The following is a 24,741-nucleotide window of genomic DNA, read 5'->3' on the forward strand; positions in this document are numbered from 1 at the left end:
GGCGTTGTTAGCCGCCCGCCACGCTACTCCCACACTGTATCGTTTTTCCGGGGCGGTACATCTTTTACACCCAAATCGGCTGTAAATCGCGGCCGGCCGGTGGGCCGGCCGCGAGTTGTTGGACTTCAGTTGCTGACCACTGCTTCGGCGTCTTCGGCCGTGCGGATCTTGATGCCCTTTTCCCTGGCATAGGCCTCGGACGACTTCTCGATGATCGGACGCAGCAGCTTCCAGTCGGGCGCAATCCAGTCGGAGACGACGTTCCACTTCTTGCCGTCCCACTGCTGGAAGGTCACGTAGCCGTCACCTTCGTGATTGTCCCAGGAGACGTTGATCGAGTGGAACAGGTCCTTGGCGCCCAGCGCCTCGACGCGTGCCGGATCGAGCTTGAGATGCTCGAAGCCCCAGCGGACTTCGTCGCCGGTGAGCGTGCGGTTGCCGAACTTGGCCTGCGCGATGCGGACCGCCTCGACATTGAGGATGCCGTTGACGATGCCGAGATTGTGGTAGACCGAGCCGATACGGCTCTTTTCCTCGAGATTGCCTTTGCCGGCGCCGTAGACCGTTTTGACGATCTCCTGGACTACCGGATACTGCTCGCCTGACGCCTGGGTGGTGATGGCCGTATAGCCCTTGGCGGCATCGCCGGCGGGGATCACATCCTCTTCCGAATTCGACCAGACATTGCCGACGATGTGATCGGCCGGGAAGCCGGTCTTCTGCGCGGTCTTGAGCGCAACCGGGTTCATCACGCCCCAGCCGCGCAGCACCACATAGTCCGGATGCTCGCGACGGATCGTCAGCCACTGCGCCTGCTGCTCGTTGCCTGGATGCGGAACCTCGATCTGCGACAGCTCGAAGCCGTATTTCTGCGACAGCAGCTCATAGATCGGAATCGTCTCCTTGCCATAGGGCGAGCCGTGATAGAGCACGACGATCTTCTTGCCCTTGAGCTTGTCGAGGCCACCTTCCTTGGAGGCGATATAGTTCACGATGCCCGAGGTCTCGCTGTAGGGATTGAGCAGCAGCGGGAAGACGTAAGGGAACACGCGTCCGTCCGTGGTGTCGGTGCGGCCGTGGTTGATGGTGATCAGCGGCACCTTGTCATCGGTGATGCGGTCGATCATGGCATAGGCGATGCCGACCGAAAGCGGGTTCCAGGCGGCGATGCCGGGATTGCTCTTCAATCGTTCATAGACCTCGACGCCCTTCTCGACCTCATACTGCGTCTCGCCCTCGCTCCAGGTCAGCTTGACGCCGTTGACGCCGCCGTCGCGGATGTTGATCAGGTTGAGATAGTCGATGAAGCCGCCGAAGAAGCCGGTGCCGCCGGCGGCATAAGGGCCGACGCGGTAGCTCTGCAGGGGAAAATACTGCTCGTCGGCGTGGACCGCCGTCGCGCCGAGGACGAAGGCCGTGGCGATCGCCGCTTTCTTGAGGTGACTGAAGAAGGTCATGGATTGCGTCTCCTGAGGTTGTGGTCCGTGAGAGGATGTCGAGCGGCGCTCAGCTGGACCTTGAGCCGATCCGTCGTTTCAGGCGGTCGAAGAGGGCCGACAGCCCGTTCGGTTCCGCGATGAGGAAGATGATGATGAGCGCGCCGAGCACGATGCGCTGGCTCATGTCGAGAACACCCGAATCGAACAGTCCGCCAAACAGGAAGGCGCCAAGCCGCGACAGGATGAGCGGAAAGATGACGATGAACGCCGCTCCCAGAAAGGCGCCGCGTATCGAGGCCAGCCCGCCGATGATGATGATGAACAGGATCTGGAACGAGCGGTCGAGATTGAAGCCGGCCGGCTCGACCGTGCGCAGATAGGTGAAGGCCCACAGCACCCCGGCGACGCCGATAATGAAGGACGAGATGGCGAACGCGAGCAGCTTGGTCTTCAGCACAGGGACGCCGATCACCCGCGCGGCGGTCTCGTTGTCGCGCACGGCGATGAAATTGCGGCCGGTCGCGCTGTTGACCAGGCGCCAGACGAGCGCCGTGAGCACGATGACCGTGGTCACCGAGAGCAGGTAGCGGCCCGTCGCCCTGTCGAGCGAGAAGCCCGCAACGGCAAGGTGCGGCGCCGAGATCACCCCGGAAGGGTTGTCGTTGGAGAACCAGCCGAACTTGGTCAGCGCCCACTGCACGAAGAACTGGGCGGCGAGCGTCGAGACGGCGAGATAGAAGCCGCGCAGGCGCAGGCTCGGCAATCCGAACACGACGCCGATGCCGGCGGCCGAAATCCCGGCCAGGATCATGGTCGCAGCCAGCGGCAGTCCTTCGACCCGAAGGTTGAAATTGTAGGCGGCGAAAGCGCCGACCGCCATGAAGGCGGAGGAGCCCAGCGAAAGCTGGCCGCAATAGCCGGTCAAAAGGTTGAGGCCGACCGCCGCCAGGCTGAGCGCAAGGAACGGCAGCAGGATCGCCTCGACGAGATAGCTCGACGCATAGGCGGGGATCAGGCCGTAGGCCACGGCAATCAGGGCGACGGGCAGAGCTAACCTCTGCCAGTCGATGGGAAGCCTTGCGGCATCGAGCGCTTGCACGGCCATCGGTCAGACCCTTTCGACAGTCTTCTGGCCAAACAGGCCGGAGGGGCGCACCAGCAGGACGACCAGCGCCAGCGCATAGGCGAACCAGCCTTCGATGCCGCCACCGACAAAGGGTCCGAGGTAGACCTCGGCGAGCTTCTCGCTGGCGCCGATGATGAGGCCGCCGACGATGGCGCCGAGGATAGAATCGAAGCCGCCAAGCACCAGCACCGGCAGCGCCTTCAGCACGATCAGCGACAGCGAGAACTGGACGCCGAGGCGCGCGCCCCACAAGAGCCCCGCGACCAGTGCCACGAACCCCGCGGCCGTCCACACCGTTCCCCAGATCCGGGGCAGCCGCAGCCCGACGGCGAGCGCCGCGAACTGGTCGTCTGCGACGGCGCGAAACGCTAGGCCGACGCGGGTCCAATAGAAGAATGCGCTCAAGCCGGCGACCATCGCCGCGGCAATGCCTGCAGCAAGAAGATCGAACGACGATATCAGGATACCGCCGACCTCGAACGGCGTGTCGTCGATGCCGAGATCGAGCCCGTGCACCTGCGTGCCCCACACCAACTGGGCAGCGCCTTCAATGATGTAAGACAGGCCAAGCGTGGCCATGAACAGCGTCATCGGCGAGCGATTGACCAGCGGCCTCAGCACAGTTCGCTCGATGGTGAAGCCCAGCGCAACCATGACCGCGAGGGTAATGAGCATTGAAAGCGCAAACGGGATGCCGCGTTCGACAAGGCTGACAAAGGTGAGTGCGGCGAACAGCACCATCGACCCTTGCGCGAAGTTCAGCACGCCCGACGTCTTGTAGATCAGCACGAAACCGATGGCGACGAGCGAATACATGACGCCTGAGAGCAAGCCACCGACCAGCACCTCGATGACGAAGAGGAAATCATAGTAGCTCATCAGATGCCCTCGCCATCTTCGCCTTCGGCGGTGCCGATATAGGCCCGGATCACCGCCGGATTGGCCCTGACCTCGGCCGGTGTCCCGTCGGCGATCTTGCGGCCGTAGTCGAGCACGGCGACGCGGTCGGAGAGCCCCATGACCACGCCGATGTCGTGTTCGATGAGGATGATGGTGACGTCGTGCCGGTCGCGCGCTGCGCGCACGAAACCGGCCATCTCGGCCTTCTCGGTCGCCGTCATGCCGGCCATCGGCTCGTCGAGCAGCAGGATCTTCGGCTCGGCGACAAGCGCGCGCGCCAGTTCGACCCGCTTCTGCAGGCCGTAGGGCAGCGTTGCGACCAGGCGATCGGCGACGGCCTCGAGATGCAGGAAGGCGATTGTCTGGTCGACCTTTTCAGCGATCGCGGCATCTTCGCGCCGGGCGCGCGGTAGACCGGCGATATGTTCGACGAAGCTGGCGCGCCGAGTGTGGACGCGGCCCGACGCGATGTTGTCGCGCACTGAAAGCCCACCGAACAGTGCCAGGTTCTGGAAGGTGCGCGCGACGCCGAGCCGTGCCAGACGGCTTGCCGACACCCGGGAGAAGGACTGGCTATCGATCGCGATCTTGCCCTGATCGGCGTGATAGAGGCCGCTGATGATGTTGATCAGCGAGGATTTGCCGGCGCCATTGGGACCGATCACAGCGCGAATCTCGCGGCTTTTGACCTCGAGGTCGACATCCCGCAGTGCCGTGACGCCACCAAAGGAAATGCTGATCCCGCCCAGCGCCAGGATCGCATCAGCCTTTGCCGACAGGCGCGCCGGGCGCGTGTCCTCGACGGGACCAGCACCAGCAAGAATGCCGGAAATTTCGGGCGCGCGCTCGTATGCGGCGGCTCCCAGCGAAGCACCAATCATGAAACGTCCCTGATTTTGAAGGCGTGCGGGCGGCGGCCTGGAGGCCGCGCGTGTCCTATTCCGCGGCGACGAGCTCCCTGTCGCGCGCCGCTTCCAGTTCGCGCACCAGAGGGATGACGCGCTTGCCGAAGAACTCCACCTCTTCCTGGAAATGCAGGAAGCCGAGCAGTATCAGATCCGCGCCGGCATCCTTCAGCTTGAGGATGCGTTCGGCAATCTGTTCCGGCGTGCCGATGAGATTGCTGCGGAAGCCGTCATTGTATTGGACAAGATCCTCGAACGAGGATTTCGCCCAGTTACCCTCGCCTTCCGGCGACGCCTTGCCGGCATTCTTGACCTGATCGGCGAAACCCTGCACCGCCTCCGGATTGGCCTTGGCGATGATCTCGTCGAGCACGGTGCGCGCTTCTGCCTCGGTTTCGCGAGCGATGGCAAAGGCGTTGACGCCGATCTTGACCTTGTGGCCATTGGCCTTCGCCTTGGTCTTGATGTCGTCAACCTGCTTCTTGATCTCTTCCGGCGTGTTGCCGTTGGTGAAATACCAGTCGGAAACCCGCGCAGCCATGTCGCGCGCCGCGCGTGATGAGCCGCCCTGGAAGATCTCCGGCTGCGGATCGATCGGCTTCGGCTTCATCGAGTAGTTGGTAAAGCGATAGAAGTCGCCCTTCAGAGTGAAATTGTCCTCGGTCCAGATGCCGCGCAGCGCACGGATGAATTCCTCCGAACGGCGATAGCGCTCGTCATGGTCGAGCCACAGCTCGCCGATGGCGGCGAACTCACCGCGGAACCAGCCGCTGACGACATTGACGGCGACACGGCCATTGGTCAGGTGGTTGATGGTGGCTATCTGCTTGGCCGCCAGCGCTGGATTCCATGGGCCGGGCAGGATCGCCGCGATGACTTTCAGCGTTGTGGTCGCCGCAAGCAAGGCATGGCTGAACGATACCGATTCGTGCTGGTTGTCGGCGCCATAGCCGGCCGTGAAGCGTATTTGGCTCAGCGCGTAGTCGAAGCCGTTGGCCTCGGCGATCTGGGCGAGCTTGCGGTTATAGTCGATGTCCCAGCCGGTCCGCTGCTCGATGTTGGAGATGACCAGGCCGCCCGAGACGTTCGGGACCCAGTAGGCGAATTTCACGTTGTCGGAATTCGAGGTCATTTCGTTCGTTTCCCCTTTTGATTGGCTTCAACCGACGCGCGTGGCGACGGCAGTGTTTGCATCACTGGAATTAAGCAAGGAAATCGCTTCGGTAGCGGCCCGTGAGATGCGCTCGATAATCGCCGCGCCGACGATCTTGGCATCGACGAAATCGTCGGGCGCGCCGTAGACGCCGGTCGGGACCGTGACGGCCCCGAAAAAACCGAACAATGGCCGGAGCTGATGTTCGAGAACCAGGCCATGGTATGGACTTCCGCCGGTTGCCGCGAGAAGCACGGTCTTGCCCGTCAGTGCACGATGATCGACGAGGTCGAACAGGTGCTTGAGAGCGCCGGTGTAGGACGCCCGATAGACCGGCGTTCCGACCACGAGCAGGTCGGCCTTCTCGACACGCTGGATGATCGCTTCGCCAGACGCGCCGAGCGCACGACGAGACAGCCCGGCGAAAATCGAAGGCGCCGCCTCGGTGATTTCGATCAGGCCGGTGTCTGCCGGGACGCGCAAGGCGACTGCCTTGACCAGCGCGTTGACCACCGCGGTAGTGCGCGATGGTGTGCTTACGCCGCCGGATATTCCGAGAACCGATAGCCTTGCCAACTCGTCAATCTCCCGGACCCTGCATGCGCATCGGGTCATTTCCAAACCGGGGCAGACGATATTCGACAAAATCTATAGAGATAAGGAACTACGTTCCGATTTTTCGGCCTCGCGGAGAAAAATGCCGTTCTGCTAATGGACGTAGCAATGTCCGTATAGCGAGCAGACCGAAGCTCAGGCCATCAATACGGCTTCGCATTCATCCATCACCATTTTCAAACGCGCCTAAGCCTTGGGCAATTAGGTTCGTTGCCATGACCAGTGAAACGATCGCGCCGGAATTGAAAACGACGACCCACCATTTACCGTCGGTCAGGAAGCCGTAGCCGTCGGCGACGGCTAGCCCCCAATCGGCGGAAGGCGGCTGGATGCCGAGGCCCAGAAAACTCAGCGTCGCGATCGAAAAGAACGCGTAGCCCAGCCGAGTGACGAACTCGATGAGGATGGTCTCCCTGATGTTGGGCAATATCTCCAGGAACATGATGGCGAGCGCGCCTTCGCCGCCAAGCCGGGCGGCGCTGACATAGTCGCGCTGCTTCTGCTCGCGCACGGCGGCGCGGACGGTGCGCGCCACCAGCGGCGCATAGGCGATGCCGATCACCAGGACGACGGTCAGGTTCGACGGCCCGATCGCCACCAGCGTCATGGTGACGAGAACGATGAATGGAAACGCCATCAGTGTATCGAGCAGCCGCGCGCCGATGGCATCGGTGAGGCCATCGAAATAGCCGAGCACCAGGCCGATGATGCTGCCGGCGGCAACGCCGACCAGCGTCGCCAGCGGCGCAACCAGCAGGATATCGCGCGATCCGGCGATAATGCGGGACAGCACGTCGCGGCCGAGCTGATCGGTCCCGAACCAGTGCGAGGCATCGGGCGGCGTCAGCATCGCCAGAAAATCCTCGGCATAGGGATCATACGGAGCGAAAAGATTGCCTGCTACCGCGCATACGACCCAGAACAGTAGCAGCAGCGTTCCGATCACGACCGATGGGGGCAGTCCGGAGAAGGCACTGCCGATCCTGCGCACCGCCGGAAAACCGGCCACGGCGCGCCGTGATGCGGGAAACTCCGTCAGATCCGTCATGGCGAGGTCCGACGGCGTTGCCGCGGATCGAGCAAGGCCAGCACGAAGTCGCCCGCCGCCGCCGAAAGAACAAAGATTGCCGCCATCACCAGCACCCCCGCTTCAAGCATCGGGAAATCTCGCGCCTTGGCCGCGTTCAGAACCAGATTGCCAAGTCCCTGGATGCCGAACAGCGCTTCGATCACAACCAGCCCGCCAAGCATGTATCCGGTCTGCGTCGCCAGCACCGCGATGGTCGGGGTCAGCGCATTGCGCAGCACGTGCCGAAGGATGATCTCGCGCCGCTCAAGCCCTTTCAGGACGGCGGTGCGTGTGTAGTCGGCGGCCATCGCCTCGATCACGCCGGCCCGCGTCATCCGGGCGATGTAGCCGGCAAGATTGAGCACCAGCGGCAGCGCCGGCAGGATCAGATAATAGCCTTGCGTCCAGAAGCCCGCGCCATCCGGCGCAACGCCTGAGATCGGGAACCAGTTCAGCCACAGGCCGAAAACGATGAGCAGCATCAGGCCGGACACAAAATCCGGCACGATGCCGAAGGAGACGCCCGCCATCACGATCAGCCGGTCGATGAGGCGGCCGGCGTTGAGACCGGCGATGACACCGCCGCCAACCCCGAGCGGAATGAGAAAGACCAAAATAATGCCGGCAAGGGATGCGGAGCGCTTCAGGCTCTCCAGCACGAACGGGGCCACCGGCGCGCGCATCGAAAGCGAGGTGCCGAAATCGCCTGACACCGCCTTGCTGAACCAGAGCCAATACTGGACGAGAACTGGCTGGTCGGCGCCCAGCCGCTTGTTCAGCTCCGCCACCGCCTGCGCGTCGGCAAACGGCCCGAGCATCACGCGGCCGACATCGCCGGGCAAAACCTGCCCGGCGAAGAAAACCAGGACACTGACAAGCCACAGCGTGAGGACAAGAGTGCCCACACGCGCTGACAGAATGCGGCCGGTCAGCATGTCGCGATCATGCCTGGACGAAGGAAACGCGATCGAGCAGCAGATGCGAGATTGCGGTGAAGCGCACGCCCTCGACCTTCGAGCTGACAATCCGGCTGTATTGCGAGAAGTAGCTGATGATCGCCGGCGTCTCGTCAAGCAAAAGCGTCTGGATCTTGCCGGCAGCAAGGCGCTGGGCATTGAGGTCACGCGCCTTCGAGTAGTCGAGCAGCAGCGCATCATAGCCGGGGTTGTTGAAATGCGCCGCGTTCCAGGCTCCCGTACTCTTCAGCGTGGCGTTGAGGAAGATGTCGGGCGTGCCGCGATGGCCGTAGTCGGTGATGCCGAGAACCGAATCCAGCCAAGGCGAGCTGCCGAAGGTCGCCGAGCCGTAATAGGCGTCCTGCGGCAGGACATTGAGCTTGACATCGATGCCGATCTTTTTGGCGAAGTTCTGGATGATCACCGCATAGTCGGGAATGTCATAGGCGCGTTCGGTGGTCAGCGTCACCTCGAAGCCGTTCGGCACGCCAGCCTCGCCAAGCAGCCGCTTGGCTTCCGTGATATCGTGCTTGCGCTGCGGCACCGACGGATCGGCCGAAGGGAAGATCGGCGCGAACGGGGTGTCGTTGCCGACGATGGCGCGGCCCTTCAGCAGCCCCTTGACCACCGCCTCGCGGTCGATGGTGAGTGCCAGCGCGCGGCGGATGCGCTTGTCGGTGAACGGCGCCTGGTCGGTTCTGAGATGCACCTGGTCATGCGAGCTTGCCTGCACGCTGAGCAGCTTGAAGTTGGGGTTGCCCTCGATCGCCAGTTCCAACCGCGTCGTGCTGGGGATGACGTCGAGCTGGCCGGCCTGCAGCGCCAGCACCTGCGCCTGCTCGTCGTCGAAGAACTTGATCTCGATGCGGTCGGGCAGTGCCTTCTCGCCCCAGTAATCCGGATTGCGCACGAAGCTGGCGCCTTGCTTGGGACGGAAGGATTCGAGCTTGAACGGGCCGGTGCCGTTGAAAGTCTTCTCGAAATCGCCGGCATAGTCGGCCGGCAGGATGACGGCATTATAGACGTCGGAGGAGACATAGAAGGGAAAGTTGCTGTTGGGACCGTCGAGATCGAAGGCGACGGTCTGCTCGTCGACCAGTTTGGCGCCACCCTTGGACAGGATGCCCTTGTAGGCTGAGAGCGCCGACGAGCCGCTGGCGGGATCGACCAGCCGCTCGAAGCTCGCCACCACGTCCCTGGCGGTGACCGCGCGGCCATCGTGGAATTTCACCCCTTGCCGCAATTTGAAGGTCCAGCGGCTGGCTGTCTCGTCGGCCTCCCAGGACAAAGCGAGCTTCGGCTGGAGACCGTCCTTCGGATCGTCGAGGATCAGATATTCGCCGACCTGGCTGATCACCCCGATGCTGGCCGGATCGGTCACCGAAACCGGATCGATCGCCTTGGTCGGCTGACCGAGCCCGACACGAACCGTGCCGCCGGCGGCGGCCGCGGCGCGTGCGGCTCCGAACCCCTGCGAGGCGGCAAAGCCTGTCAGGCCGAGCAGTGCGGCGTATTTCAGGAGATCGCGGCGCTTGAGAAAGCCGCCCTGATATTCGTCGACGGCGACATTCCAGATGTCCCCCGACAGGCTGCGAAGTGCGTCGATATCCCTGCGTTTGGTCATGTTAAACCCTGCTTTGAAATGAAAATTAAAAATCTATGCGACGGGTTCGCCGTCGAGATGGATGCGGTCAACGGCCTGCGGATAGAAGGCGATGAGGCCTTTGATCTTCGGCATTTCGACGATTGGATCCCGGTAGCTCCAGGCGATGTCCGGGCGCACCGTTCCGTCGCTCAGCAGCCCCGACCAGTAGGAGGCAATGCCCTTGTAGGGACATCGCGTCGTTGTAACGGACGCCATCAGCCGCTCCAGCCGGATGTCTTCCGCCGGTAGATAGAAACGCGTCGGCAGATGGGTCTCGAACAAAAGCACCGGGCGGTGACTGTCGGCGATCGGCTCGCCGTCGAACCAGACCTGCACATGGCTCGTGCTTTGCAGCACATCAATGCGCGCATAAGGGTCTCGCGCATGGACGAAGACCTCTTCGTCCTCCTCGAACCATTGGTCGACGGCCTTCCAGGTGAAGGCGATCCGCCCGGCCAGGGACGCCAGCGCTTCGTCCGGCGGCGAGATGAACGCCCACGCCGCGTTGGCACTGCGCCTGTCGCCGCTGTCGATATCCCAATAGGCCGTCTCGCCACCGACTGGATGCGGTTCGCGATGCAGCGAGGGCTTCAGCACCGACGGATCTACCGCTGACGGCGGGAAGAAATAGATCGGCAGGAAATGGTTGGAGCGCAGCACCAGCACGTTGCGGCTGTCGGCGATGGTGCGGCCGCCGAATTTGACGCGCACACGCTTGGGACTGTGCAGGACATTGACGAGCTGCGGCGCGGTGGCTTCGCGAGGCTGCAATCTTGGCGCGACGGTCATGATCGTTCTCCCGGTCAGGACACGGCGCGTGCGTTGTCGCGCTGCTCGGCGAAGCGGTTTGCCGGCCGCGCCAGACCGAAGCGGTCACGCAGCGTTCCCGGCGCGTATTCGGTCGGGAACACGCCGCGGCGCTGCAGCTCCGGCACCACCTGCTCGGCGAAATTCACCCAGTCCTCGGGCAGCAGCGGGAACATCAGGTTGAAGCCGTCGGCGGCGCCTGAAACGAACCAGTCCTGCAACTGGTCGGCGATCTGTTTGGGCGTGCCGGCGACGGTCGGCACCGAACCGCTGTTGGCGAGCTTGCGGGCGATGTCGCGTAGGCTGAGATTCTGCTTCGACCATTCCTTGACCCGGTTGAGCGATGTCCGTCCGCCATTGAAGGTGCTCTCGTCCGGCAGCGGCGGCAGCGGCCCGTCTGGCGGATAGACGGAGAGATCGATGCCGCTCCAGCTGGACAGAAGGTCGATGCCGACCTGATCGGGCAACAGGGTCTGGAGGTATTCCTGCTTTTCGCGGCCTTCCGCCTCGGAAGCGGCGACAATCGGCAGAATGCCCGGCAGGATCTTGAAGCTCTCCGGCCGCCTGCCATAGCGGGCGAGGCGCTCGTTGATGTCCTGCCGGTATTTGATGCCGTCTTCCCTGGTGCTGTAGATGGCGAAATGCACGTCGGCCTGGGCGGCGGCGAAGTTCTTGCCGTCCTCGGACGAGCCTGCCTGGACGATCAGCGGGTGGCCCTGCGGCGGCCGCGAAACGTTGAGCGGCCCGCGCACCTTGAAGTGCTTGCCCTTGTGATCGATGGGGTGGACCTTGTCGGGATCGGCGAAATAGCCCGTCTCCTTGTCGATCAGCAGCGCCTCGTCTTCCCAGCTGTCCCAAAGCGCCTTGACGATATCGAGGAATTCGGCCGCGCGCTCATAGCGGAACGCATGTTCGATGTTGCCGTCGCGGCCGAAATTGCGCGCCTCCTCGTCCATGGCCGATGTGACGACGTTCCACGACGCCCTGCCCTTGCTGATATGGTCGAGCGAGGCGAACATGCGCGCAACATTGTAGGGCTCGCTGTACGAGCTCGACACCGTGGTGATCAGGCCGATGTGTTTGGTCACGCCGGCCAGTGCCGACAGCAGCGTCAATGGCTCAAGGCGGGCATTGGCGTAGTGGGCGACACCGCTCTTGACCGAATCCCAGATCGAAACGTGGTCGGCGACGAAGATGGTGTCGATCCTGGCCCGCTCGGCCGCTTGCACGAGATCACGGTAGAACTCGAAGTCCAGCACCTCCCGGCCCGGCGCCCGCGGATGGCGCCACGACATCCGATGATCGCCCTGCGGGTTGAAGAAAAATGCGCTGAGGATCATGTGGTCTCGAGCCATGCCGGTCTCCTTCCAGATCTGCTCCGGAGATTGTCGCACTGCTTCGGCAAGCGGCGACAATCGCTCTTGAGCCATGAAAGTTAGATTGCGCTCCGTCCTAATTCGAGTAACTTTATAGATATAATGCGTTGCGAAAGTGGAAGCGATTGCCCTCGATCGCGACGCTGGAAGAAAGTGGTTTCAAGCTCCCAATGTCCTCCTCGGTTCTGAACGTCGACCAGCTTTCCATCGCCTATGACGGGCGCAATGGATCGCATCCCGCCGTCAGTGGCGTCTCCCTGCGCATAGGCGAAGGCGAAGCACTCGGCCTTGTCGGCGAGTCTGGATCGGGGAAAAGCTCGGTGGCGCTCGCCATCCTGCGCTATCTGCCGAAGAATGCCCGCATCGCGGCGTCAGCGCTGGAGTTCCAGGGCCGCGAAATCCGCGACCTTTCCGCCGAGCAGTTGCGCCAACTCAGGGGAAATCATATCGCCGCCGTCTACCAGCACCCGGGCGCGGCCCTCAACCCAAGCATGACGATCGGCCGCCAGATCACCGAGACGATCATGCGGCATCGCCCGGTGCGCCATGACGAGGCGCGCGAGCGGGCTTGCGAACTGCTCGGGCGCGTTCGGGTGAGCCATCCGGAGCGGGTGCTGGGGCTCTATCCACACGAACTCTCCGGCGGCATGCAGCAGCGCGCCAACATCGCCATCGCGATTGCGCTCGACCCGTCGCTGCTGGTGCTGGACGAGCCGACGACGGCGCTCGACGCCAGCGTCCAGTCCGAGATCATCGCTATCCTCTCCGGCCTGCGCAGGGACCACAAAACCAGCATTCTGCTGATCAGCCACGACATCAACATGATCCGCCGCACCTGCGACCGGGTGGCGGTGATGCAGTCGGGAACCGTGGTCGAAAGCGGCGCCGCCGCCGACGTCTTCGACAACCCCTCTCACGCCTATACGAAGGCGCTGATCGCCTCGATCCCGGCGCTCAACTACACGAAGCGGAATGGAAGACTGGCGGAGACGGACGGCCTGCCATCGCACTCGGCGGTCCAGAATGAAGACGCGGGCCGGCGCAAAGAACGCCGAATCGCGATCGCCTGCAAAGGCATCAGCCATGCGTTCGGCAGCCAACTGGTGCTCAGCAATATCGATCTCGACATCGGCCACGGCGAGACCTTCGGGCTGATCGGCGAATCCGGTTCCGGCAAGTCGACGCTGGCAAGGATCGTCACCGGCCTACAGATGCCAGACGCCGGATCGGTCGAGCTGTTCGGCAGGACGGTCGCACCGCGCGTCGAGAAGAGAAGTATTGGCGAACGCCGCGATGTGCAGATGGTTTTCCAGTCGCCGGATCGCACGCTCAATCCGCGTAAGCGGATCGGCAGGATACTCGGCCGCCCGCTGCGCCGGCTCGCCGGCCTGCGCAGCAGTGAGATCAAGGCCCGCGTCAGCGATTTGCTGCAATCGGTTCGCCTTGCCGGCGCCACAGCCGAGCAGAAGTCGCGATCACTATCCGGCGGCCAGCGGCAACGGGCGGCCATCGCACGGGCCTTCGCCGGCGTGCCGAAGGTCGTCGTGCTCGACGAACCCACTTCGGCGCTCGACGTTTCCGTCCAGGCAACCGTTCTCAACCTGCTCAACGACCTGCAGCGCGACAAGGACACGACCTATCTGTTCATCAGCCACGATCTCAGGGTCGTGCGCTACATGGCCGACAGGATCGGCGTGCTGTACCGCGGCCGCCTGGTCGAAACCGGCTCATCCGACCAGATTTTTCACGGACCCAATCATCCCTATACGAAACTGCTGCTGGCGGCGTCTTCAGACGATGCAGCGCCGAAGATCATCTCTCAGGCCGACATCGCGGCGGGCCCGAGCCAGGGATGCGCCTTCGCCGGCCGTTGCTCGCTCGCTGTTGCTGATTGCTGGAAAGCCGAACCGCCCCTCAGCCAAGCTGGCGACGAGCACCTGATCGCATGTTGGCGGCTCGACCAAGGTTCATGAAGGACGGATCATCATTCTGAAGATCCGTCGCGCTCGCGAGGAAGGCGCGATGGAGCTGATCCCCGTCGCAAAGTGCCAAGAGACCGGGAGCTGCGGCCGTTCGAGGCGCGGATAGCAGGAAGCTTGGCGATCAGGCATCCACCGTAGTCACAGGCAAGCTCGCATGGTATTTCGTCTGAGGCTCGCTCCTTACAAGCCAATGTCTACAAGTTTGATAGACATTTGCTAAGAAGCCGGTCATACTGCCCGCTTCAAGTGCCTGACTTTTCGCCGTCCATGTTCGCAGGATCAGGAGATGACGATGACGCAGACATTTCTGGAAGCCGTTCCGGGCTGTATCAGGATCGTGATCGGCGCCCTTTTCCCGCCCATGGAGCGTTCACGTTATGCGCCGGATCAGGCGCAGGCGGACGACGCTTCTGATTCCGAGGCGAAATTTCGCCGCTCAGGACGGGATGAAGCCTTCTATTGGGGCATCGGCACTTGCGGCTATTGGGTACGCGCCCGTCGCATCCGGCCATAGACCAATCATCGAAATGCGGGGGTTACCTGGCAGCATTGGCTGGCTGCCGCGATCCAGGAGGAAACCGATGACCACACGCCTTTTACCCGTACTGCATGAGGGCCATGCTCCGATTCATTTGCACGGAGCCTTCGACGCTGCCTTGGAAGCTTACCAAACCTGGATTCCGGGAACGGACGAGCCGCACGTGGAATTTGAGGACCAGATGGTGCCGATCAGTTCGGTCTTCGGCCGCATGCGGACCTGCACCGATATTCTTCCTTGGCGCATCGAGGGCGATGTCCTAGAGGTTGTCGGCAATGCACTGGTTTTCGGCGGCGAAAAGGCGATCACTTACGCCGATGCCGCTCTGGTCCTTCGCGCTTTGTGCGTGAAGCGGCTCCGGAGCGGCGACGTCGGCAACTAACAGGCGACGCTGCATAGGTTCCCGTCAAAGCCGGAGGAGCCGGGCACAAGGCAGCTCGGCTCCGTATCATTCAGCCGGTATGCGTCGCGATCTGCCCTGATAGCCTCTATTTGCTCAGTCGGTCATGCGCGGCGATGGCCATAGCTCTGCATGGTGCGGATAGACTGGTGCTGCGAGAGAGGATTGAACTCTCGACCTCTCCCTTACCAAGGGAGTGCTCTACCACTGAGCTACCGCAGCCGCCGATGGCGGGGCTTCTGCCATATCGAACCGGCAAGCGCAAGGCCAAGACAAAGACGGGTTGAAAGGCCGCACCGGGCGATCGTTGCGGACATGGCCGTGCCACAATGTTGGCTATCCCTTTATATGCACCGGCGGGTCGCCGGCCGGGGGCAGAACGATGAACGGCAAGACAGTTTCTCCGAACAAGGATGGATCACCGAAGAAGGATGGTTCAGCGAAAAAGGCCGGAACGGGCCGCAAGGACCGGCTGGCCGAGCAGTTGCGCGCCAACCTGCAGAAGCGCAAGGCGCAATCGCGCTCACGAAGAGCCGGCGACGCCGACAAGCGGCCGGAGGGGCTGCAAGCGGTGATGAAAAAAGATTAACGCGAATCGGCTATGTTGGTCGCCGGTACTTTGGCCAAGTCGGCGTGGGCCAAAGTGGGGAGTAGCCTGTTTCTTGAACCAAGCCGGCCAATGGTCTAGATGGCCGCAACAGACTCAACCGATTTAAACCGGCCTTGGCGCCGAGGGGACGCTCTTCATGGATCGCATCAGAATTGTCGGCGGCAACAAGCTTGCCGGAAGCATTCCGATCTCGGGCGCGAAAAACGCTGCGCTGCCGCTGATGATCGCCGCGCTTTTGACCGATGACACGCTGACGCTGGAAAACGTGCCGCATCTGGCCGATGTCGAGCAGCTGATCCGCATCCTCGGCAATCACGGCGTCGACTATTCGGTCAATGGCCGCCGCGAAAAGCAGCAGGAAGGCTATTCGCGCACCATCACTTTCTCGGCCCGCAACATCGTCGACACGACGGCGCCTTACGAGCTGGTGTCGAAGATGCGGGCGTCGTTCTGGGTGATCGGCCCGCTGCTGGCCCGCATGGGCGAGGCCAAGGTGTCGCTGCCCGGCGGCTGCGCCATCGGCACACGGCCGGTTGACCTCTTCCTCGAAGGCCTGCAGGCGCTGGGCGCCGATATCGACGTCGACACCGGCTACGTCATCGCCAAGACCAGGAACGGCCGGCTTGTCGGCAACCGTTATGTGTTCCCGAAAGTTTCGGTCGGCGCCACCCATGTGCTGATGATGGCGGCCTCGCTGGCCAAGGGCGAGACGGTGCTCGAAAACGCCGCGCGCGAGCCGGAGATCGTCAATCTCGCCGAATGCCTCAACGCCATGGGCGCGAAGATCTCGGGCGCCGGCACGGCGACCATCACCATCGACGGCGTCGAGGCGCTGTCGGGTGCTCGCGTCAGGGTGATCCCCGACCGCATCGAGACCGGCACCTATGCGATGGCGGTGGCGATGACCGGCGGCGACGTCGTGCTGGAAGGCGCGCGGCCCGACCTGTTGCAGACGGCGCTCGACATCATTTCGCAGACCGGCGCCGAGATCACGCAGACTAATTCCGGCATCCGCGTCAGGCGCAACGGCGCCGGCATTTCGCCGGTCGATGTGACGACGGCGCCCTTCCCGGCTTTCCCGACCGATCTGCAGGCGCAGTTCATGGGCCTGATGACGATGGCCAAGGGCAAGTCGCGCATCACCGAGACGATCTTCGAAAACCGCTTCATGCACGTCCAGGAACTCGCCCGGCTCGGCGCCCACATCACGCTGTCCGGCCAGACGGCGATCGTCGACGGCGTAGCGAAGCTGAAGGGCGCGCCAGTCATGGCGACCGATCTTCGGGCCTCGGTGTCGCTGGTCATTGCCGGCCTTGCGGCCGAAGGCGAAACCACGGTCAACCGCGTCTACCATCTCGACCGCGGCTTCGAGCGGCTGGAGGAAAAGCTGTCCGGCTGCGGCGCGGAGATCGAGCGCATTTCGGGGTGACCATAGCAGGCTCAGGTCGGCGCTGCCCCTCATCCCCCTGCCGGGACCTTCTCCCCGTATAGGGACGGGGAGAAGGGACGCCTCGCGAAGGATTTCGCCAATCTCCAGCGTTGCGGGAGGGTGCCGAGGTTGCGGCCAGCCCCTTCTCCCCGTCCCTATACGGGGAGAAGGTCCCGGCAGGGGGATGAGGGGCAGCGCCGACTGGGGCGATTGCCTGGACAAGACCTCCGGCGCGGTTGCACGAGCAGGAAAGACCGCCTAACAGAAGGTCGAATAATCAACTCGCAGGTGCGAATTCCGCATGAATGGCCTCAAGCTTGTCGCGCTCGACGATCAGGATCTGAGCATCATCTCGGCGCATGTCCAGGATGCCGTCATGAAGGTCAGCGATCTCGAATACCTGCCTTCGGTAAAGCGCTTCGTGCTGACCATGAACCGCTTCGTCTGGGAGGCGAAATCCGGCTTCTTCCGCCAGCACAATGAGCGGCGGCAGGCCGTGCTGCATTTCGACCGGGTGCTCGGCGCCAAGACCAGCGGCATTGCCCGCGACAAGCCGGACGAGGTGCTGTCACTGCTGGCGATCAGCTTTCTCGCGCTCGACAAACCGGCCGGCATCGTCGAGCTGATCTTTTCGGGCGGCGGCGCGATCATGCTCGATGTCGAATGCATCGAGGCGCGGCTTGCCGATGTCGGCGGCGCCTGGGAAGCGACGTCGCGCCCGGTCCACAGGGTCTGATATGATGGTTATCACGCTTCGCCAGTCCGACGCCGATTTCGAGCAGCGCTTTGCCGCGTTCCTGCTGACCAAGCGGGAAGTCTCGGCCGATGTCGACGCCGTGGTGCGCGAGATTATCGCCAAGGTGCGTGCCGAGGGCGACGCGGCGCTGGTCGGGTACACGCAGAAATTCGGCGGCGGCGACCTGGCCAGGCTCGGCATCGCCGTCTCCAGGGACGACATTGCCAAGGCTTACGAGGCCGCCGATCCGCAGACGGTCGAGGCGCTGAAATTCGCGCGCGAGCGCATCCGCGCCCATCACCAGCGGCAGCTGCCGCAGGACGACCGCTACACCGATGCCGCCGGCGTCGAGCTCGGCTCGCGCTGGACGGCAATCGAGGCCGTCGGGCTCTACGTGCCGGGCGGCACGGCGAGCTATCCGAGTTCGGTGCTGATGAACGCGGTACCGGCCAAGGTCGCCGGCGTCGAGCGCATCGCCATGGTGGTGCCGGCCTCTGGCGGCGAGGTGCCGCCGCTGGTGCTGGTGGCAGCCGATCTTGCCGGTGTCTCCGAAATCTACCGCGTTGGTGGCGCCCAGGCGATCGCGGCCCTTGCCTATGGTACCGAAACGATAAAGCCCGTCGCCAAGATCGTCGGCCCCGGCAATGCCTATGTCGCGGCGGCCAAGCGCCAGGTGTTCGGCACGGTCGGCATCGACATGATCGCCGGGCCGTCGGAAGTGCTGGTTGTCGCCGACGGCAGCAACGATCCGGACTGGATCGCCGCCGACCTCCTCGCCCAGGCCGAACACGATGTGTCGGCGCAGTCGATCTTGATCACCGACGACCGTGCCTTTGGCGCAGCGGTCGAACAGGCGGTGGAGCGGCAGTTGCAGAACCTGCCGCGCGGAGAAACGGCGGCGGCGAGCTGGCGCGATTTCGGCGCCGTCATCCTGGTGCCGACGATCGAGGCAGCACTGCCGCTGGTCGACCGAATCGCGGCCGAACATGTCGAGCTTGCCATCGACGACCCAGAGGCGTTCCTGGCGCGGATGCGCAATGCCGGTGCGGTGTTTCTCGGCCGCCACACGCCGGAAGCCATCGGCGACTATGTCGCCGGCTCCAATCACGTGCTGCCGACGGCGCGCTCGGCGCGCTTTTCGTCCGGGCTTTCGGTGCTCGATTTCGTCAAGCGCACTTCGATCCTGAAGCTCGGGCCGGAGCAGTTGCGGGCACTGGCGCCGGCGGCGATCACGCTCGCCAAGGCGGAAGGCCTCGATGCGCATGGACGCTCCGTCGCCATCCGGCTGAACATGTAGAAATGTCCGACTACGACCAAACCCGCGCCAGGCTGATCGATGTCGAGCTCGACGAGACGATCGGCCGCTCGACGCCCGATGTCGAGCATGAGCGGGCGGTGGCGATCTTCGACCTGATCGAGGAGAACCGCTTCCAGCCGGTCAATGACGACGGCGCCGGGCCATACCGGCTGAAACTGTCGCTGGCCGAGTCCCGGCTGGTGTTCGCGGTGACGCGCGAGGACGGCGCAGCCGTGGTCACCCACATCCTGTCGCTGACGCCGCTTCGGCGCATCGTCAAGGACTACTACATGATCTGCGAAAGCTATTACGATGCCATCCGCACCGCGACGCCAAGCCATATCGAGGCGATAGACATGGGCCGGCGCGGCCTGCACAATGAAGGCTCGCAGAGGCTGATGGACCGGCTTGCCGGCAAGATCGAGATTGACTTCGACACGGCGCGCCGGCTGTTCACGCTGGTTTGCGTGCTGCACTGGCGAGGCTGAAACTGGCCGCCCCGCTGCCCCGCCAGATCCTGCCCCGCTCGATCCTGTTTGTCTGCGGCATGAACGCCGTGCGCTCGCCGATGGCCGAATTGCTGGCGCGCAAGGTGCTCCCGCCTACCACCTTCGTCGCCTCGGCGGGAGTGCGCGGCGGCGAACGCGATCCGTTCGTCGATGCCGTGCTGGCCGAAGAAGGGCTGTCGCTCGGCGAACGGCACCCGAGAACGATGGATGACCTCGAGGACGATTATTTCGACCTGATCGTCACGCTGGCGCCGGAAGCCCACCACATCGCGCTCGAACTCACCCGCTCGCTGGCCGTCGAGGTCGAATATTGGCCGATGCCCGACCCGACCGGCGTCAGCGGCACGCGCGAGCAGATCATGGCCGCCTACCGCGACGTGCGCGAGCGGCTGAAGGCGCGGATCGGCCGCCGTTTCCTCGGCAACGGGGCTGAAAACGCCGCGGATTAAGCATGTTCACAAGCGGGCGTTTATCATATAGGTTCCGCGCAACTTTCCGGCCGGGGCGCTGGAAGTACCCATCCAAGCAAAGGTATCGAATGCCGAAGGAAGAAGTCCTCGAGTTTCCGGGTGTCGTGACGGAACTGCTGCCCAACGCGATGTTCAGGGTCAAGCTCGAAAACGAACATGAAATCATCGCCCATACCGCCGGCCGCATGCGCAAGAACCGCATCCGCGTTTTGACCGGCGACAAGGTCCTGGTCGAGATGACGCCCTACGACCTGACCAAGGGCCGCATCACCTACCGCTTCAAGTAAGTTCAAGGACCCGGCCGGGATCGCGATGGGCATTTTGCAGAAGCTCGTGCTTGCCTCGGGTTCGCCACGCCGGATCGAGCTGCTGCAGCAGGCCGGCATCGAGCCGGACCGTGTGCTGCCGGCTGATGTCGACGAGACGCCGCTGCGCGCCGAGCACCCGCGCTCGCTGGCCAAGCGCCTGGCGACGCAGAAGGCCGAGAAAGCGCTGGCCTCGCTGAAAACCGAGACGGACTACGCGCCGAGCTTCGTGCTGGCGGCCGACACGGTGGTGGCCGTCGGGCGACGCATCCTGCCCAAGGCCGAGACGCTCGACGACGCCGCCAACTGCCTTGGGCTTTTGTCCGGCCGTTCGCACCGCGTCTATTCCGGCATCTGCCTGATCACACCTGGCGGCAAGCAGCGCTTGCGGCTGGTCGAGACCAGGGTGCGCTTCAAGCGGCTGCCGCGCGAGGAGATCGAGGCCTACATCGCATCCGGAGAATGGCGCGGCAAGGCCGGCGGCTATGGCGTCCAGGGGCTTGCCGGCGCCTTCGTCGTCAAGCTTGTCGGCTCCTACACCAACGTCGTCGGCCTGCCACTCTACGAGACGGTAGCGCTTTTGAGCGGCGAAGGGTTTAAGGTGCACGCCAACTGGCTGTCGGGTGCGCGGATATGAGCCCGGACGACAAGGTCACGCCGTTGCGGCCCAAGCGGCCCTGCCCCGAATGCGGCAAGCCATCGGCGCGCGAAACCTACCCGTTCTGCTCGACGCGCTGCAAGGACATCGACCTCAACCGCTGGCTGAAGGGGGTCTACGTCATCCCGGGCCGCGACGACGAGGATCAGAACGACGACCAGAAATAGCACCGTCCACCTGCGGTTTTCCACAGGCTTGGGACGGTTTCGCAGCCGCGATCGTGACCGATGATCGGCCTTGCGGACTGCCTGTCGTTTCCCGCCTGAAATCAATGTCCAGAACTTGTTCCATCCGGACACTGTCGGACGGAACAGGTTCTGGCGTTTTGTCTGAGCATGATCTTTTCCGAAAACCGGATTCCACTTTTCGGGATCATGCTCTAAGCGCTGGACAGGCCGGATTCCCGTGCTATAACCCACGCGCTTTCAAGGGGTGCCGACGGCGCTTTCATGAACCCGGTGTGCAGATTGCCGCCTACCGGAGCAGGCCCAGATAGCTCAGTTGGTAGAGCAGCGGACTGAAAATCCGCGTGTCGGTGGTTCGAATCCGCCTCTGGGCACCATTTTTTCCCTGTACGGCTCGGAGACATGGGTAACAGTTTGTACCTAAGACATGGGTGACAACCTCGCGCCGATCGGATTGTCGATGGCGTGCAAGAATTATCGGGACCATGGCGCCAGCGGCTCCTGCTCGGCCAAATGTCGATGGAGTGCATCTTCGGCATCTTGCATCTCGCTCTGGCCATAACCGCTCTACAGACCGAGGGCGCAGCCGTCCTTGCGCGGTTCAGAACCGCCCAGCAGGGTCCCGTTTGCCCAATCGATGCGAATGGCCTGCGCACCGCCGATCGGGTCCGTGGCGGGAATGATTTCGAAACCGCGTCGGCTAAGTTCAGCTACGGTTTCGCCAGCGAGCCCGTGTTCGGCCTGGACGTTCATGGTGCCGCTGACGGGGGTGACCCGCGGCAGATCAATCGCCTCCTGCAGATCCATCCCGAAATCGAGCACCTTCGTCAGCAGGTGCGCGTGGCCCATTGCCTGGTAGTAGCCGCCCATAACGCCGAAAGGCATTTCTGCCCGGCCGTCTCTCGCAAGCATCCCGGGTATGATGGTATGCAAAGGTCGCTTGTTCGGCGCCACTGCATTGGGGTGCCTGGGGTCAAGCGAAAAGCTTTGCCCGCGATTGTGCAAGACGACACCGGAGCGTGGCGAGACCAGGCCCGAGCCAAAGCTGTCGAAGACCGAGTTAATGAAACTGACCGCATTGCGGTCCTTATCGACAACGGAAATATAGACCGTGTCGCTGTGCAGCGGCATATCGAACGCCGGCAGGTCCGCGCGGGCGCGCTTTAGGTCAATCATGCCGGCCAGACGATCGGCCCAGGCATTCGACAACATCTCGGCCACCGGGACCTCGGAAGTGTCGGGATCGGCGACGAGCAGGTCACGCGCGGCGTAAGCGAGGCGTGTTGCTTCGATTTCCAGGTGAAGCCGGTCCGCGGATTGCGGGTCGCCGTGCGCTTCGAAGCGCGAGAGGATGTTTAGAATGAGCAGCGCGATCACACCCTGGCCATTCGGCGGACATTCGAACACATCGCAGCCTCGGAACGCCGTGCTGATCGGGGTCACGTATTCGCCTGTTGCCGAGGCGAAATCTTCGAGTGTGTGCAATCCGCCGAGCCCACGAAGATAGGCGACCATGTCGTCGGCCACAGGGCCAGTATAGAAGGCCTCGCGTCCCTTCTTGGCGATCAGCCGCAGCGTTGCAGCCAACTCAGGCTGGCGATGCACTTCGCCAACACGTGGCGCGCGGCCGTTTGGCAGGAAAATCCGTTTCGCGGCTACATCGGAGGCCAGAAGTTCTTCTTCCAACGCCCAGTCACGATGGACCCGCGGTGAAATGGCGTAGCCTTCCTCGGCGAAACGTATAGCGGGGGCCAGGATTTGATCGAAGGGCATATGTCCATGATCAGCGTGCAATCTGGTCCAGGCATCGATGGCTCCCGGGATGGTGACGGAGCCGGGAGAATTGCGGGCCACCTCGGCCATGCCACGTTCGAGGAACCAGTCAATTGTCAGGGCGGCGGGTGTCCTGCCCGATCCGTTGTAGGCGATGACCTCGCCGGATCCGTTTCGCGACAGAAGAGCGAAGCAGTCGCCTCCAATGCCGGTCGAGGCTGGCTCGACGACACATTGCACCGCGCAGGCTGCGATGGCGGCATCCATGGCGTTGCCGCCGGCCGCCATGATCTCGACCGCCGTCAGGGTCGCCGACGGATGAGAGGTGGCGGCCATGGCCTCGCGTGAAACGACGACCGAGCGCGTTGGTTTCTCAAAATTTCGCATGCTATGCCCTTCTGATCGTGCTCAAGAGGCGGCGTCGCTCATCGTCGAGGGGCGGTGCCGCAGATGCCGCGACATCCAGTATTCGAGTGCCGCCAAGGCACGGATGATCGCGAAGTTCAAAGCGAGATAAATGGCGCCCGCGCAAATGAAGACTTCAAAGGCGCGGTAGGTCTGGGAGATCAATCCCTGGGCAATTCCAGTCACCTCCATCAAGGTCACGATGGAAGCCAGAGACGTGCCCTTGATCATCAGGATGATTTCATTGCCGTAACTCGGCAGCGCCTGGCGAAAGGCCAGCGGCAGGATAACGTGCCGATAGGTCAAACAGGTGGACAGGCCGACAGACCGCGCCGCCTCGACAAGGCCGCGTGGCACCGATTGAATCGCGCCGCGGAGGATTTCGCTGCCATAGGCGGTGGTGTTGAGGGTCAGCGCGATGATTGCGCACCAGTAGGGTTCGCGGAAAACGGCCCATAATCCAATTGCCGACAGTTGGTGCCGGAACTGACCAAGGCCATAATAGGTCAGAAAAATCTGCACCAGCAGAGGCGTGCCCCTGAACACGGCAACGAAGCCACGGATCGGCAAGACGACGAAGGGCGATTCCGATTGCTGGGCAAGCGCCAATGTGACGGCAAGAACGAAGCCGGCAACGATGGAAGTCAGGGCCAGTTCCACCGTGAGCGGCAGGCCGGCGAGTAGCTTCGGCAGGATTTCGAGGAAAAACTGAAATCTATCATGCCGACCGGACGCGCCACGGCGCCTTCCGTTCCAGACGGTAAAAGGCGTGGCCCGTGACGGAAGCGATAGCCAGATAGAGCAAGGCTGCAGCAATGTAGAAGATGAACGGTTCACGGGTCGAACCTGCAGCGATCTGCGCCTGGCGCATCAGTTCAACGAGGCCGATTACCGATATCAGCGAGGAGTCCTTCAGAACCAACTGCCACACATTGCCGAGACCTGGCAGCGCGTATCTCAGGAGCTGGGGAAAAATAACCTGTCGCAGCCGCTGCAGCCGGTTGAGACCAAGCGCGCAAGCGGCATCGTGCTGTCCCTGGTCGATGGCGACGTAAGCCCCTCGATAGACCTCGGCTTGATAGGCGCCCGAGATGATCGCGATAGCCAAGGTTCCGGTGGCAAAGGCCGGAACGCCGACGAATCCGGACCCGCCCAGGCTATGACCAAGCGAGGTCAGGGCGACGCTACCTCCATAGTAAAGCAGATAAATGGTCAGAAGGTCGGGCACGCCCCTGAAAACCGTGCAATAGCCAAGGGCCAAGAACCTCAATATTCTGGAGTTGCGGAGACGCCCGGCCGCTGCCAGCCCGCCAAATACAGCGCCAAGCGCAAAGCCCAGCACAGACAGGAGCACTGTGACCGAGGCCGCCATGAGAAGAGCAGCCCCCCAACCTCCGTGCTGGAAACCAAGCAGCCGGAATGCGTCAACCATTGATACCCCCGGCATTGATGC

The 24,741-nt window shown here is 63.1% G+C and carries 26 protein-coding genes and 2 tRNA genes; 13 read left to right on the plus strand and 15 right to left on the minus strand.

The genetic code is table 11. From position 1 onward, the window contains the following. Window positions 1-125: 125 nt before the first annotated feature. The 11 genes from NKH30_RS12010 to NKH30_RS12060 form a co-directional block, all read right to left on the minus strand. Window positions 126-1,457, minus strand: a complete 1,332-nt coding sequence (locus NKH30_RS12010; protein WP_352613954.1) for an ABC transporter substrate-binding protein — start codon at window positions 1,455-1,457, stop codon at window positions 126-128. A gap of 49 nt (window positions 1,458-1,506) precedes the next feature. Then, on the minus strand, window positions 1,507-2,544 hold the full coding sequence (locus NKH30_RS12015; protein WP_023722896.1) for a branched-chain amino acid ABC transporter permease: 1,038 nt from the start codon (window positions 2,542-2,544) through the stop codon (window positions 1,507-1,509). 3 nt (window positions 2,545-2,547) lie between these two features. Continuing rightward, window positions 2,548-3,444, minus strand: a complete 897-nt coding sequence (locus NKH30_RS12020; protein WP_352453924.1) for a branched-chain amino acid ABC transporter permease — start codon at window positions 3,442-3,444, stop codon at window positions 2,548-2,550. After that, window positions 3,444-4,346, minus strand: a complete 903-nt coding sequence (locus NKH30_RS12025; protein ID WP_352517943.1) for an ABC transporter ATP-binding protein — start codon at window positions 4,344-4,346, stop codon at window positions 3,444-3,446. The genes NKH30_RS12020 and NKH30_RS12025 overlap by 1 nt, the downstream gene beginning before the upstream one ends. Before the next feature lie 55 nt (window positions 4,347-4,401). Further along, entirely contained in the window at window positions 4,402-5,502 is a 1,101-nt protein-coding gene (gene sfnG / locus NKH30_RS12030) for a dimethylsulfone monooxygenase SfnG (RefSeq protein WP_023722893.1), read from the minus strand. 27 nt (window positions 5,503-5,529) lie between these two features. After that, window positions 5,530-6,099: an FMN reductase gene (msuE, locus tag NKH30_RS12035; RefSeq protein WP_352813641.1), complete on the minus strand. Its 570-nt coding sequence runs from the start codon at window positions 6,097-6,099 to the stop codon at window positions 5,530-5,532. A gap of 199 nt (window positions 6,100-6,298) precedes the next feature. Then, on the minus strand, window positions 6,299-7,186 hold the full coding sequence (locus tag NKH30_RS12040; RefSeq protein WP_352995579.1) for an ABC transporter permease: 888 nt from the start codon (window positions 7,184-7,186) through the stop codon (window positions 6,299-6,301). Beyond that, the gene (locus NKH30_RS12045) at window positions 7,183-8,142 is read right to left on the minus strand and encodes an ABC transporter permease (protein WP_352453579.1); all 960 of its coding nucleotides are present in this window, start codon (window positions 8,140-8,142) and stop codon (window positions 7,183-7,185) included. Before NKH30_RS12045 ends, NKH30_RS12040 begins: the two co-directional genes overlap by 4 nt. A gap of 7 nt (window positions 8,143-8,149) precedes the next feature. Continuing rightward, entirely contained in the window at window positions 8,150-9,787 is a 1,638-nt protein-coding gene (locus tag NKH30_RS12050) for an ABC transporter substrate-binding protein (RefSeq protein WP_352813646.1), read from the minus strand. Between the two features lie 33 nt (window positions 9,788-9,820). Next, a complete protein-coding gene (locus NKH30_RS12055; protein WP_352813648.1) occupies window positions 9,821-10,597 on the minus strand; it encodes a DUF427 domain-containing protein in 777 nt (258 codons plus the stop codon). A 14-nt stretch (window positions 10,598-10,611) separates the two neighbouring features. Further along, the gene (locus NKH30_RS12060) at window positions 10,612-11,970 is read right to left on the minus strand and encodes an LLM class flavin-dependent oxidoreductase (RefSeq protein ID WP_352813650.1); all 1,359 of its coding nucleotides are present in this window, start codon (window positions 11,968-11,970) and stop codon (window positions 10,612-10,614) included. Between the two features lie 191 nt (window positions 11,971-12,161). Between NKH30_RS12060 and NKH30_RS12065 the strand changes: the two genes are divergently transcribed. The 3 genes from NKH30_RS12065 (at window position 12,162) to NKH30_RS12075 (ending at window position 14,893) form a co-directional block, all read left to right on the plus strand. Next, window positions 12,162-13,964 (plus strand): dipeptide ABC transporter ATP-binding protein, encoded by a 1,803-nt coding sequence (locus NKH30_RS12065; RefSeq protein WP_352813652.1) that lies wholly within the window; start codon window positions 12,162-12,164, stop codon window positions 13,962-13,964. Between the two features lie 295 nt (window positions 13,965-14,259). Continuing rightward, window positions 14,260-14,487 carry a hypothetical protein gene (locus NKH30_RS12070; protein ID WP_352813653.1) on the plus strand — a complete coding sequence of 76 codons (228 nt, stop codon included), beginning with the start codon at window positions 14,260-14,262 and terminating at the stop codon, window positions 14,485-14,487. Between the two features lie 67 nt (window positions 14,488-14,554). Then, on the plus strand, window positions 14,555-14,893 hold the full coding sequence (locus NKH30_RS12075) for a BRA0787 family protein (protein ID WP_352995584.1): 339 nt from the start codon (window positions 14,555-14,557) through the stop codon (window positions 14,891-14,893). Window positions 14,894-15,058: 165 nt separating this feature from the next. On the opposite strand, the gene NKH30_RS12080 is transcribed toward NKH30_RS12075, so the two are convergent. Beyond that, window positions 15,059-15,133: transfer RNA gene (locus tag NKH30_RS12080), tRNA-Thr, on the minus strand. A gap of 160 nt (window positions 15,134-15,293) precedes the next feature. Here NKH30_RS12080 and NKH30_RS12085 point away from each other — a divergent pair. From NKH30_RS12085 to NKH30_RS12130, 10 genes are all read left to right on the plus strand, one after another. Further along, window positions 15,294-15,500, plus strand: coding sequence for a hypothetical protein (locus NKH30_RS12085; RefSeq protein WP_352501732.1), 207 nt, complete (start codon window positions 15,294-15,296; stop codon window positions 15,498-15,500). Window positions 15,501-15,657: 157 nt separating this feature from the next. Next, entirely contained in the window at window positions 15,658-16,950 is a 1,293-nt protein-coding gene (gene murA / locus NKH30_RS12090; protein WP_023677408.1) for a UDP-N-acetylglucosamine 1-carboxyvinyltransferase, read from the plus strand. A gap of 301 nt (window positions 16,951-17,251) precedes the next feature. Beyond that, entirely contained in the window at window positions 17,252-17,686 is a 435-nt protein-coding gene (locus NKH30_RS12095; protein ID WP_352470153.1) for a DUF2948 family protein, read from the plus strand. 4 nt (window positions 17,687-17,690) lie between these two features. Further along, entirely contained in the window at window positions 17,691-18,983 is a 1,293-nt protein-coding gene (gene hisD / locus NKH30_RS12100) for a histidinol dehydrogenase (RefSeq protein WP_352995674.1), read from the plus strand. Between the two features lie 2 nt (window positions 18,984-18,985). Continuing rightward, window positions 18,986-19,471, plus strand: a complete 486-nt coding sequence (locus NKH30_RS12105) for a UPF0262 family protein (protein WP_352470151.1) — start codon at window positions 18,986-18,988, stop codon at window positions 19,469-19,471. After that, window positions 19,459-19,941, plus strand: a complete 483-nt coding sequence (locus NKH30_RS12110) for an arsenate-mycothiol transferase ArsC (protein WP_502893829.1) — start codon at window positions 19,459-19,461, stop codon at window positions 19,939-19,941. Before NKH30_RS12105 ends, NKH30_RS12110 begins: the two co-directional genes overlap by 13 nt. A gap of 89 nt (window positions 19,942-20,030) precedes the next feature. Beyond that, on the plus strand, window positions 20,031-20,249 hold the full coding sequence (infA, locus tag NKH30_RS12115) for a translation initiation factor IF-1 (RefSeq protein ID WP_006200926.1): 219 nt from the start codon (window positions 20,031-20,033) through the stop codon (window positions 20,247-20,249). Between the two features lie 25 nt (window positions 20,250-20,274). After that, on the plus strand, window positions 20,275-20,904 hold the full coding sequence (locus NKH30_RS12120) for a Maf-like protein (protein WP_352470150.1): 630 nt from the start codon (window positions 20,275-20,277) through the stop codon (window positions 20,902-20,904). Next, entirely contained in the window at window positions 20,901-21,092 is a 192-nt protein-coding gene (gene yacG / locus NKH30_RS12125) for a DNA gyrase inhibitor YacG (RefSeq protein ID WP_352470149.1), read from the plus strand. Before NKH30_RS12120 ends, yacG begins: the two co-directional genes overlap by 4 nt. A gap of 319 nt (window positions 21,093-21,411) precedes the next feature. Further along, a tRNA-Phe gene (locus NKH30_RS12130) sits at window positions 21,412-21,487 on the plus strand. A 190-nt stretch (window positions 21,488-21,677) separates the two neighbouring features. Here NKH30_RS12130 and ggt read toward each other — a convergent pair. From ggt to NKH30_RS12145, 3 genes are read right to left on the minus strand one after another with little or no spacing between them, the layout of a single operon-like run. Further along, window positions 21,678-23,270: a gamma-glutamyltransferase gene (gene ggt / locus NKH30_RS12135; protein ID WP_352813654.1), complete on the minus strand. Its 1,593-nt coding sequence runs from the start codon at window positions 23,268-23,270 to the stop codon at window positions 21,678-21,680. A 21-nt stretch (window positions 23,271-23,291) separates the two neighbouring features. Then, window positions 23,292-23,984, minus strand: a complete 693-nt coding sequence (locus NKH30_RS12140; protein WP_352995676.1) for an ABC transporter permease — start codon at window positions 23,982-23,984, stop codon at window positions 23,292-23,294. A 22-nt stretch (window positions 23,985-24,006) separates the two neighbouring features. After that, the gene (locus NKH30_RS12145; protein WP_502906845.1) at window positions 24,007-24,720 is read right to left on the minus strand and encodes an ABC transporter permease; all 714 of its coding nucleotides are present in this window, start codon (window positions 24,718-24,720) and stop codon (window positions 24,007-24,009) included. Between the last annotated feature and the right edge of the window lie 21 nt (window positions 24,721-24,741).

Origin of the sequence: Mesorhizobium sp. M1273 (assembly GCF_040318195.1) — a bacterium.
Lineage (GTDB): Bacteria > Pseudomonadota > Alphaproteobacteria > Rhizobiales > Rhizobiaceae > Mesorhizobium.

Excerpts from the sequence above, each read along its gene's own strand:
- ggt (WP_352813654.1), bottom strand. The coding sequence starts at position 23,270 with ATGCGAAATTTTGAGAAACCAACGCGCTCGGTCGTCGTTTCACGCGAG.
- NKH30_RS12065 (WP_352813652.1), top strand. The coding sequence starts at position 12,162 with ATGTCCTCCTCGGTTCTGAACGTCGACCAGCTTTCCATCGCCTATGAC.
- NKH30_RS12015 (WP_023722896.1), bottom strand. The coding sequence starts at position 2,544 with ATGGCCGTGCAAGCGCTCGATGCCGCAAGGCTTCCCATCGACTGGCAG.
- NKH30_RS12095 (WP_352470153.1), top strand. The coding sequence starts at position 17,252 with ATGAATGGCCTCAAGCTTGTCGCGCTCGACGATCAGGATCTGAGCATC.
- NKH30_RS12060 (WP_352813650.1), bottom strand. The coding sequence starts at position 11,970 with ATGGCTCGAGACCACATGATCCTCAGCGCATTTTTCTTCAACCCGCAG.
- NKH30_RS12105 (WP_352470151.1), top strand. The coding sequence starts at position 18,986 with ATGTCCGACTACGACCAAACCCGCGCCAGGCTGATCGATGTCGAGCTC.
- hisD (WP_352995674.1), top strand. The coding sequence starts at position 17,691 with ATGGTTATCACGCTTCGCCAGTCCGACGCCGATTTCGAGCAGCGCTTT.
- NKH30_RS12145 (WP_502906845.1), bottom strand. The coding sequence starts at position 24,720 with ATGGTTGACGCATTCCGGCTGCTTGGTTTCCAGCACGGAGGTTGGGGG.
- murA (WP_023677408.1), top strand. The coding sequence starts at position 15,658 with ATGGATCGCATCAGAATTGTCGGCGGCAACAAGCTTGCCGGAAGCATT.
- NKH30_RS12045 (WP_352453579.1), bottom strand. The coding sequence starts at position 8,142 with ATGCTGACCGGCCGCATTCTGTCAGCGCGTGTGGGCACTCTTGTCCTC.
- NKH30_RS12120 (WP_352470150.1), top strand. The coding sequence starts at position 20,275 with ATGGGCATTTTGCAGAAGCTCGTGCTTGCCTCGGGTTCGCCACGCCGG.
- NKH30_RS12085 (WP_352501732.1), top strand. The coding sequence starts at position 15,294 with ATGAACGGCAAGACAGTTTCTCCGAACAAGGATGGATCACCGAAGAAG.
- NKH30_RS12020 (WP_352453924.1), bottom strand. The coding sequence starts at position 3,444 with ATGAGCTACTATGATTTCCTCTTCGTCATCGAGGTGCTGGTCGGTGGC.
- sfnG (WP_023722893.1), bottom strand. The coding sequence starts at position 5,502 with ATGACCTCGAATTCCGACAACGTGAAATTCGCCTACTGGGTCCCGAAC.
- yacG (WP_352470149.1), top strand. The coding sequence starts at position 20,901 with ATGAGCCCGGACGACAAGGTCACGCCGTTGCGGCCCAAGCGGCCCTGC.
- NKH30_RS12040 (WP_352995579.1), bottom strand. The coding sequence starts at position 7,186 with ATGACGGATCTGACGGAGTTTCCCGCATCACGGCGCGCCGTGGCCGGT.
- NKH30_RS12075 (WP_352995584.1), top strand. The coding sequence starts at position 14,555 with ATGACCACACGCCTTTTACCCGTACTGCATGAGGGCCATGCTCCGATT.
- NKH30_RS12050 (WP_352813646.1), bottom strand. The coding sequence starts at position 9,787 with ATGACCAAACGCAGGGATATCGACGCACTTCGCAGCCTGTCGGGGGAC.
- NKH30_RS12055 (WP_352813648.1), bottom strand. The coding sequence starts at position 10,597 with ATGACCGTCGCGCCAAGATTGCAGCCTCGCGAAGCCACCGCGCCGCAG.
- NKH30_RS12070 (WP_352813653.1), top strand. The coding sequence starts at position 14,260 with ATGACGATGACGCAGACATTTCTGGAAGCCGTTCCGGGCTGTATCAGG.
- infA (WP_006200926.1), top strand. The coding sequence starts at position 20,031 with ATGCCGAAGGAAGAAGTCCTCGAGTTTCCGGGTGTCGTGACGGAACTG.
- NKH30_RS12010 (WP_352613954.1), bottom strand. The coding sequence starts at position 1,457 with ATGACCTTCTTCAGTCACCTCAAGAAAGCGGCGATCGCCACGGCCTTC.
- NKH30_RS12025 (WP_352517943.1), bottom strand. The coding sequence starts at position 4,346 with ATGATTGGTGCTTCGCTGGGAGCCGCCGCATACGAGCGCGCGCCCGAA.